This is a genomic window from Parvibaculum sp., from assembly GCF_039680535.1.
Taxonomy (GTDB): Bacteria; Pseudomonadota; Alphaproteobacteria; order Parvibaculales; family Parvibaculaceae; genus Parvibaculum.
In genome coordinates this window covers 122,033-129,384 of record NZ_JBDKSS010000023.1, presented here as the reverse complement: position 1 = coordinate 129,384, position 7,352 = coordinate 122,033, and the positions used below count along the sequence as shown (strand labels likewise).

6 protein-coding genes are annotated in these 7,352 nt (G+C 65.3%); 2 read left to right on the top strand and 4 right to left on the bottom strand.

All coding sequences use genetic code 11. From position 1 onward, the window contains the following. Positions 1-5: 5 nt before the first annotated feature. From ABFC66_RS15355 to ABFC66_RS15340, 4 genes are all read right to left on the bottom strand, one after another. Complete coding sequence (locus ABFC66_RS15355) at positions 6-1,151, bottom strand: phage portal protein (protein WP_346741848.1); 1,146 nt, start codon at positions 1,149-1,151, stop codon at positions 6-8. A gap of 123 nt (positions 1,152-1,274) precedes the next feature. Then, positions 1,275-2,579, bottom strand: coding sequence for a terminase family protein (locus ABFC66_RS15350; protein ID WP_346741844.1), 1,305 nt, complete (start codon positions 2,577-2,579; stop codon positions 1,275-1,277). Then, positions 2,488-2,994: a hypothetical protein gene (locus ABFC66_RS15345; RefSeq protein ID WP_346741843.1), complete on the bottom strand. Its 507-nt coding sequence runs from the start codon at positions 2,992-2,994 to the stop codon at positions 2,488-2,490. The genes ABFC66_RS15350 and ABFC66_RS15345 overlap by 92 nt, the downstream gene beginning before the upstream one ends. Before the next feature lie 273 nt (positions 2,995-3,267). Beyond that, entirely contained in the window at positions 3,268-3,735 is a 468-nt protein-coding gene (locus ABFC66_RS15340; protein ID WP_346741842.1) for a YcgN family cysteine cluster protein, read from the bottom strand. A 180-nt stretch (positions 3,736-3,915) separates the two neighbouring features. On the opposite strand from ABFC66_RS15340, the gene ABFC66_RS15335 reads away from it, so the two are divergent. Both ABFC66_RS15335 and ABFC66_RS15330 read left to right on the top strand, forming a co-directional pair. Beyond that, positions 3,916-5,937, top strand: a complete 2,022-nt coding sequence (locus ABFC66_RS15335) for a penicillin-binding protein 1A (protein ID WP_346741841.1) — start codon at positions 3,916-3,918, stop codon at positions 5,935-5,937. A 75-nt stretch (positions 5,938-6,012) separates the two neighbouring features. Further along, a complete protein-coding gene (locus tag ABFC66_RS15330; protein ID WP_346741840.1) occupies positions 6,013-7,281 on the top strand; it encodes an MFS transporter in 1,269 nt (422 codons plus the stop codon). Positions 7,282-7,352 lie beyond the last annotated feature (71 nt).

Here is a 7,352-nt window from a genome sequence, read left to right as displayed (position 1 = left end):
CAGCCTCACTTCTTGCCATAGCCCACCGCCGCCCGCTTCTCGTCTTCAGTCAGAAAATCCGCCTTGCCGACGCGCGCCCACAGCGCCTCGCGCTCGGTTGAAAGCGCCTCGACCTGATCCGTGTCGTAACTGAGCCGCAAGCCCCCGCCGAAGCGAGGCGCGAGCCATCGCGTCAGCGCCCGCGCGGTGCGCGAGACGAGCGGCAGCACCGTCTGCCGCCAGAAGGTCCGGTTCGCTTCCTGATAATTCGAAAACGTATTGTCCCCCGGAATGCCGATCAGCATCGGCGGCACGCCGAAAGCGAGCGCGATTTCGCGGGCCGCTGCGCGTTTGGCCTCGATGAAATCCATGTCCTTGGGCGTAATGCCCATCGCCGTCCAGTCTAGTCCGCCTTCGAGCAGCAGCGGCCGCCCGGCATTGGCCGCCCCCTGATAATTCTCGGCGAGTTCGCGCTTGAGCCGCTCGAACTGATCCTCGGTCAGGTTCCGCGCGCCCTCGCCGCCCTTGTAGACCAGCGCGCCGGAGGGCCGCGCCGCATTGTCGAGCAGCGCCTTGTTCCACTGCCCCGCCGCATTGTGAATATCGACGGCGAAGGCCGCCGCCTCCACCGGGCTCATGCCATAGTGATCGTCCGTCGGATGAAAGAGCTTCATGTGCAGGATCGGCGTGATACCTCTCGCCGGATCGCAGGGAAACACCGCCACGCGTCCATCGACCGAATATTCGTAAGCCTCTGGCCATCCCGCGCGTCCCGGTACGACCTTCATCCGGTCCGGCCGCAACGCATAAAGCTCGCGCGGTTCTCCGCCGAGTTCCACAACCTCCAGATAGGAATTGCCGGCGACCTCCAGAAAGCCGTACCAGCTCTCAAAAAGATCGGCCCCGCTCTCCATCGGGTTCGGCGTTTCGAGCAACCGAAGCAGCGGATGCTCCGTCAGCTCCCGCTCCCCCTCGTAGAGCAGCCATGGCACGCTCGCCGCCGCCTCCGCGATCATGCGCACGCAGCGATAGGCGATGGCGTTCCGCTCGAAGCCCTCCCGCGCCAGCGACGCATAATCGCGCGGCGTCCAGACGGCGCGCCCGGCGAGCGTCAGCGCGACAAGCGGCCCCGCCTTGCTCGCCTTCTGCTCGACGCGCGGCCTTCCGCGCATCGCGGCGGCGAGCCTGCCCCACGGCCCTGCGATCACATCCGATGGCATGTTCTTTCCTCTCACCAAAATGACGTGTCACCCCGGGACAAGCCGGGATAACAATCAATATTCGCGTTGTTAGCCCTAAAGCCGCCGCACCTTCGGCTTGCCCGCCTCGCCGTCGAGCATCAGGTCCGTCAGCGCCCAGACGAGCGCATCGAGCCGGTCCGGGCTCTTGCCGCTGCCGGTGAAGTCGCACATCTGATCTTCAAGCTTGGCGAAGCCGCCCACATGCGAAACAAGTCCACGCTCATAAAGCGCCGCCACCGGCTCGGCTCGTACGCGTTTGCCCCGCGTCGCCCGCACCAGCCGCAGCGCCGCCGCGGGCATCACCTGCCGCATGATGGTCGAGACCATCTCGCCGCCCTGGTTCGCCTCCGCGACGATCCGGTCGGCCTCGTAATCGCGATAGGCCTTCGCCGCACGGTTCGCCCAGGCAAGCGGCGTGAGCCCACCCATAGAACGATCGTCGAGCACATGGGCGCGGCCTTCGCCATCGACGCCCGCGACCACGATCCCGCATTCGTCGGCGCCCGCGCCGCTCGTCGCAGGCGGATCGACTGCCACGACGACGCGTGAAAGCTCCGGCGTCGTCGCAGCGCGATGCCGTTCGATCATCTCGCGCGACCACAGCGCGTCCGGATTGTCCTCGATCAGTTCCGCATCGAGTTCCTGCCGCCCGAGCCGTGTGCCCTCATACCGCGCGATGACCGTGCGGAAGAAACTGTCGGCAAGGTTCGCGCGATTGGCATGGGTCGATGCCCGCGTCACCGCGCATGTCGCCTCCGCCAGAAGCCGCCGCAGGATCGGCACCGGGCGCGGCGTCGTCGTCACGACCTGTCGCGGTCGCTCGCCAAGCCGCAGCCCGAATTGCAACATGTCCCATGTCTCTTCGGCATAGCGCCATTTCGCCAGCTCGTCGGCCCAGGCCGCATCGAATTGCGGCCCGCGAAGGCTTTCAGGCTCCGTCGCCGAAAATGCCTGCGCCACCGCGCCGTTGGGCCAGAGCAACCGCCTGCGCGAGGCCTCGTAGCGCGGCCGACCTCCGCGCAGCCCAATGGCGCGAAGCCCCGAAGGCCCGTCGATCATTACCTCGCGCACATCGCCGAATGTCTCGCCGATCAGCGCGATACGGCCCGCGCGGGCACCTTCGACTTCGCCGCGCACCCATTCCGCGCCCGAGCGCGTCTTTCCAGCGCCGCGCCCGCCAAGCACCAGCCATGTCGTCCACATACCCTCGGGCGCAACCTGATCGTCCCGCGCCCAGAAGGGCCAATGCTCCATCAGCCATTCCGTTTCAGACGGACTGAGCGTCTCCAGAAACATCGCTCTCAATCGCGGCGGCAGCGAGCCGAGCGAGGCGGCGCTGAAGCTCGGTTCTGAGCGCATCGCCGTCCTCATCCTTCTTCTTGTCCGTCTTTTCCTTGCCGGACTTCATGTCCTTCAGCTTTTCGAGCGAGCGCACCAGCGAGGAAAGCCGCCGCGCGTCGCGCTCTTTCTCGCTCGCCTCGCGCTTCTTCGTGCTCTCACCCTCGATCGCCTCGATCTCCCGCGCGATGAGCCGCTTGAGCCGCGTCGCGAGGCTCGAAGGCTTCATCGCCGCGCCAGTCAGCTCCGCCGAAGGCCCCGGCGGTTTCGGCGGCGCCGTCCGCGCCCGCCAGCCTTCCCGCCGCGCCCGCGCGATCAGCGTCTGGGCGTTGACGCCTGCCGCCTTCGCCGTTCCAGAAAGCGGCACCGAAGGATCTTCATAAGCAGCGCGTATCCTTGCCCAGTCGGGCTCCTTGCGTTTCGCCTTCGTCGCCATGGGCATCGACCAATAAAAAAGCCCTCCTTTGCGGGGAGGGCTTCGGGCAGAGTTTCCGATATGACCAATCAGATGGTTTCGAGCGTTACGCTCTTCAAGAGGAAAATATCATCAGTTGACGAATTTTCCGTATCGGGCGACGCGTACCCTGTTGGACACAGTTCCGGATATGGACAAACAGATGGTTCAGAGCGGCGCGCTCGTCAAGGCCCAGATTATCATCCGCCGACAAATCTTTTTCGCCGGTGACTTATCCCCGCGCGGACGAATCTCTCAATCCGCGATCAGCTTCGGCCAGTCGACGATGTAATCGCAGATGTCGTCGAAATCGACTTCTTCCTCGGAGATCACCTTGCCGCGCACCGACATGCCCGCGCGATGGACGCTTTCCGTCTCGCCGGAGACGAGCGGGTGCCAGCTCGGCAGGTCCTTGCCCTCCGCGATCAGCCGGTAGGCGCAAGATGGCGGCATCCAGCTCACCTCGTAGATGACTTCCGGCGTCAGCTGTACGCAGTCCGGCACAAGCTTCGAGCGGTTGGGATAGTCCTTGCAGCGGCATGTGTCGCAGTCGAGCAGCTTGCAGACGGAGCTGGTGAAGGAAATCTCCAGCGTGTCCTCGTCCTCGAGTTTGACAAGGCAGCATTTCGCGCAGCCGTCGCAGAGCGATTCCCACTCCTTGCGGGTCATCTCTTCGAGCGTCTTGCGCTTCCAGAAGGGTTCGAGGTCGGTCTTTCGTTTCATCCGCGCACAAAAACCCGCCCAGCCCTCGCGGTCAAGCCTTCCGACCCGACCTGCGACACAATTGCGGCAGGCCGCATCCCAATCCTGCCCTAATCCCGGCGCAATGAGGCGGAATCCTGCGCCCCGCTGCGGTTCCGGGCGGCGCATCGCTCGCCCGGACGCGCCAAGGGGGCCTCCAGGTTGCCGGATCGAAACGACGAACGATATGACGAAGAGGCCAACGCCGGGGCCGAAGCGCGCCGCCGAATGCTATGGCTCGCCACCCGCGCCGCGGCATTCGCGTTCAGCGCCGGCGCGGTTCTTGCCGCGCTCCTCGTCTTTGTCACCATCTCCAAAGTACAGCGCGAGACGGAACTCGGCCCCACCGCCGCGCTCGCGGTCACGGTGCTCGACGCCGACGGCCGGGAGATCGGCAGCAGAGGCGGAACGACCGCCCCCGCGGTGCCCCTCGCCGAACTCCCGCCCTATCTCATCAGGGCATTCCTCGCGACGGAAGACCGCCGCTTCTATTCCCATTGGGGCATAGACTTGCGCGGCATCGCCCGCGCCACATGGGTCAATCTCCGCTCCGGCGGCTTCGTCGAGGGCGGCTCGACCATCACCCAGCAGCTTGCGAAGAACCTCTATCTCGATTCCGACCGCACGCTCTGGCGGAAGGCGCAGGAGGCGCTGATCGCCCTCTGGCTTGAAGGCCGCATGTCCAAGGACGAAATACTCGCCCTCTATCTCAACCGCGTTTACATGGGCGCAGGCAATTACGGCGTCGACGCCGCCGCGCATTATTACTTCGGCAAGAGCGTGCGGGATGTCTCGCTTGCCGAAGCCGCCGTTCTCGCAGGCCTTCCCAAGGCGCCTTCGCGCTTCGCGCCGACCAGCGATCTCGCCCTCGCCCAGGCCCGCGCCAGTCAGGTGCTGGACCGCATGGTCGACAATGGCGACCTTACCGCGCAGGAAGTCGCGGGCGCGCGCGCCCATCCGGCGCAGGTCGCCGAACGCGACAAGCGCGACGGGCCGCAATATTTCGTCGACTGGGTCGTCGCCGAGGTCCGCAGTCGCCTCCCCGATGCACATGGACGCCTCACCGTCAAAACGACGCTCGATCCGAAGCGGCAAACCGCCGCCGAGGAAGCCATGCGCGCAGCTTTCAGGAATGGCGGCATGAAGCGCGATGTCGGCCAGGGCGCCTTCATCGCGCTCGCGCCCGACGGCGCCGTCCTCGCGCTTGTCGGCGGGCGCTCCTATCTGCAAAGCCAGTACAACCGCGCGACGCAGGCCCTGCGCCAGCCGGGCTCCGCCTTCAAACCGATCGTCTATCTCGCCGCACTGGAACGGGGTTTCACACCTTTTGACGAGATGGAAGACACGCCCGTCGCGCTCGGCGATTGGGAACCGCAGAACACCAATGGCCGCTACATGGGCACTGTCACGCTGACACAGGCGCTTGCCCGCTCCATCAATTCCGTCGCCGTGAAGCTCGCGGAACGCGTCGGCGTCTCCTCCATCGCCAATGCCGCCCGCCGTCTCGGCATCTCATCGCCCATTCAGGACAATCTCTCCATCGCGCTCGGCAGTTCCGAAGTGACGCTTCTCGAACTCACCTCCGCCTATTCCACTTTTGCCGATGGCGGCCGCCACTTCACACCCTATGGCATCGTCGAGGTCGCAAGCGCGGACGGAAATATTCTCTATACGCATCAATCAGAGACAACGCAGGCAACCGACGAGGCCCATGCCCGCGAGATGACCTATATGCTCGCCCATGTCGTGACCGAGGGAACGGGGCAGCGCGCCGCCTTGTCCGATCGCCTTGCGGCCGGCAAGACGGGAACGAGCCAGGATAATCGCGACGCCTGGTTCATCGGCTATACCAGCAACGAGATCGCGGGCGTCTGGTTCGGCAATGACGACAACTCGCCCATGAAGAATGTCTCCGGCGGCAACTTCGCGGCGCTCGCCTGGCACAATTACATGGCGGCCTCGCAGACCGGCGTGCCGCCCTCTCCGCTCCCGGGCGCAGAAGGCGATTTCGTCATCGCCGGCAATGAAGGCTCGGGCGGCGGCTTCCTTTCCCAGCTTGCCGGTCTTTTTCGTGCGGCCCCGCCAGTCGCTGCTCCCCACGCCGAGGAAACGAGCGGCGGCTGGGGCTCAGGCTCCCGCAGCGGCGGCTCGGCGCTCCCGCTTGGTGGCGGCAAGCCGCGCTGAGGCGCCATCGCGCGATTGACTTCCGCGCCCCGAGCTATCAAATCGGACGAAGCCGCCATTCTCACGGATCGTCCCATGCCCGCGCGCCCTCGCCTGCATTATGCCTGGATCGTCGTCGCCGTGGTTTTCGTGACCATGCTCGTCGGCGCGGGCACGCGCTCCGCGCCCAGCATCCTCATCGTTCCGCTCGAAAAGGAATTTGGCTGGTCCCGCGCGACGATCTCTTCCGCCGTCGCCGTCGGCATCTTTCTCTATGGCATGCTCGGGCCCTTCGCGGCCGCGATCATGGATCGCTTCGGCATCCGCCGCACCGTCATGGGCGCGCTTGCCGTCATCGCGGCGGGCGTCGCTCTCACCACTTTGATGACCGAAACATGGCAACTCGTCCTGCTCTGGGGCGTCGTCGTCGGCAGCGGCACGGGCTTCATCGCCCTCGTCATGGCGAGCATGATCGCAACGCGCTGGTTCACCGCCCGGCGCGGCCTGGTCATGGGTGTGCTCACCGCAAGCACGGCGACGGGCCAGCTCGTCTTCCTGCCGCTCTTTGCAAAGCTCACGGAGAGCGAAGGCTGGCGCAGCGTATCGATCACGCTGGCCTGTATTGCAGCGGCAATGATCCTTCCCGTCTGGTTTTTCCTGCGCGACAAGCCCTCGGATGTGGGTCTCCTGCCCTTTGGCGCCGAGCCCGGCGACCCCTTGCCCGAAAATTTCACCGGCAATCCCTTCCGCCGCGCACTCGCCGCGCTGGCCGCAGGGTTCAGGTCGCGGGATTTCTGGCTTCTCGGCGGCAGCTTCTTTATCTGCGGGGTTTCGACGAACGGCCTCATCGGCACACATCTGATACCGGCCTGCCTCGACCACGGCATCCCGGAAGTCGCGGCAGCCGGCCTCCTCGCCACCATGGGCATTCTCGATTTCTTTGGCACCACGGGCTCCGGCTGGCTTTCCGACCGCTTCGACGCGCGAAAGCTCCTCTTCTGGTATTACGGGCTCAGGGGCCTCTCACTTCTATATCTGCCCTATGCCTTCGACTTCACCTTCTATGGGCTTTCGCTGTTCGCGGTCTTTTACGGCCTCGACTGGATCGCCACCGTGCCGCCCACGGTGAAGCTCGCAACGAAGAGCTTCGGCGAGGACAATGTCGGCATCTATTTCGGCTGGATCAGCGCAATGCATCAGATCGGCGCCGCCTCCGCGGCATGGATCGCGGGCATCATCCGCGTCGATCTTGGCGACTATTTCCTCGCCTTCACGCTGGCGGGCTCGCTCTGCATCGTCGCCTCGCTCATGGTGCTTTTCATCGGCCGTGGCGCGAAGCCGGAGCCGATCCCGATTGCGGCCTGATGGCCGGCCCAACCGCAGCCATTGCCTCGCCCGCCCCGATGCGCCATATAGCCGGTGCCCATATATCACCG

Excerpts from the sequence above, each read along its gene's own strand:
- ABFC66_RS15355 (WP_346741848.1), bottom strand. The coding sequence starts at position 1,151 with ATGCGCGGAAGGCCGCGCGTCGAGCAGAAGGCGAGCAAGGCGGGGCCG.
- ABFC66_RS15350 (WP_346741844.1), bottom strand. The coding sequence starts at position 2,579 with ATGCGCTCAGAACCGAGCTTCAGCGCCGCCTCGCTCGGCTCGCTGCCG.
- ABFC66_RS15345 (WP_346741843.1), bottom strand. The coding sequence starts at position 2,994 with ATGGCGACGAAGGCGAAACGCAAGGAGCCCGACTGGGCAAGGATACGC.
- ABFC66_RS15340 (WP_346741842.1), bottom strand. The coding sequence starts at position 3,735 with ATGAAACGAAAGACCGACCTCGAACCCTTCTGGAAGCGCAAGACGCTC.
- ABFC66_RS15330 (WP_346741840.1), top strand. The coding sequence starts at position 6,013 with ATGCCCGCGCGCCCTCGCCTGCATTATGCCTGGATCGTCGTCGCCGTG.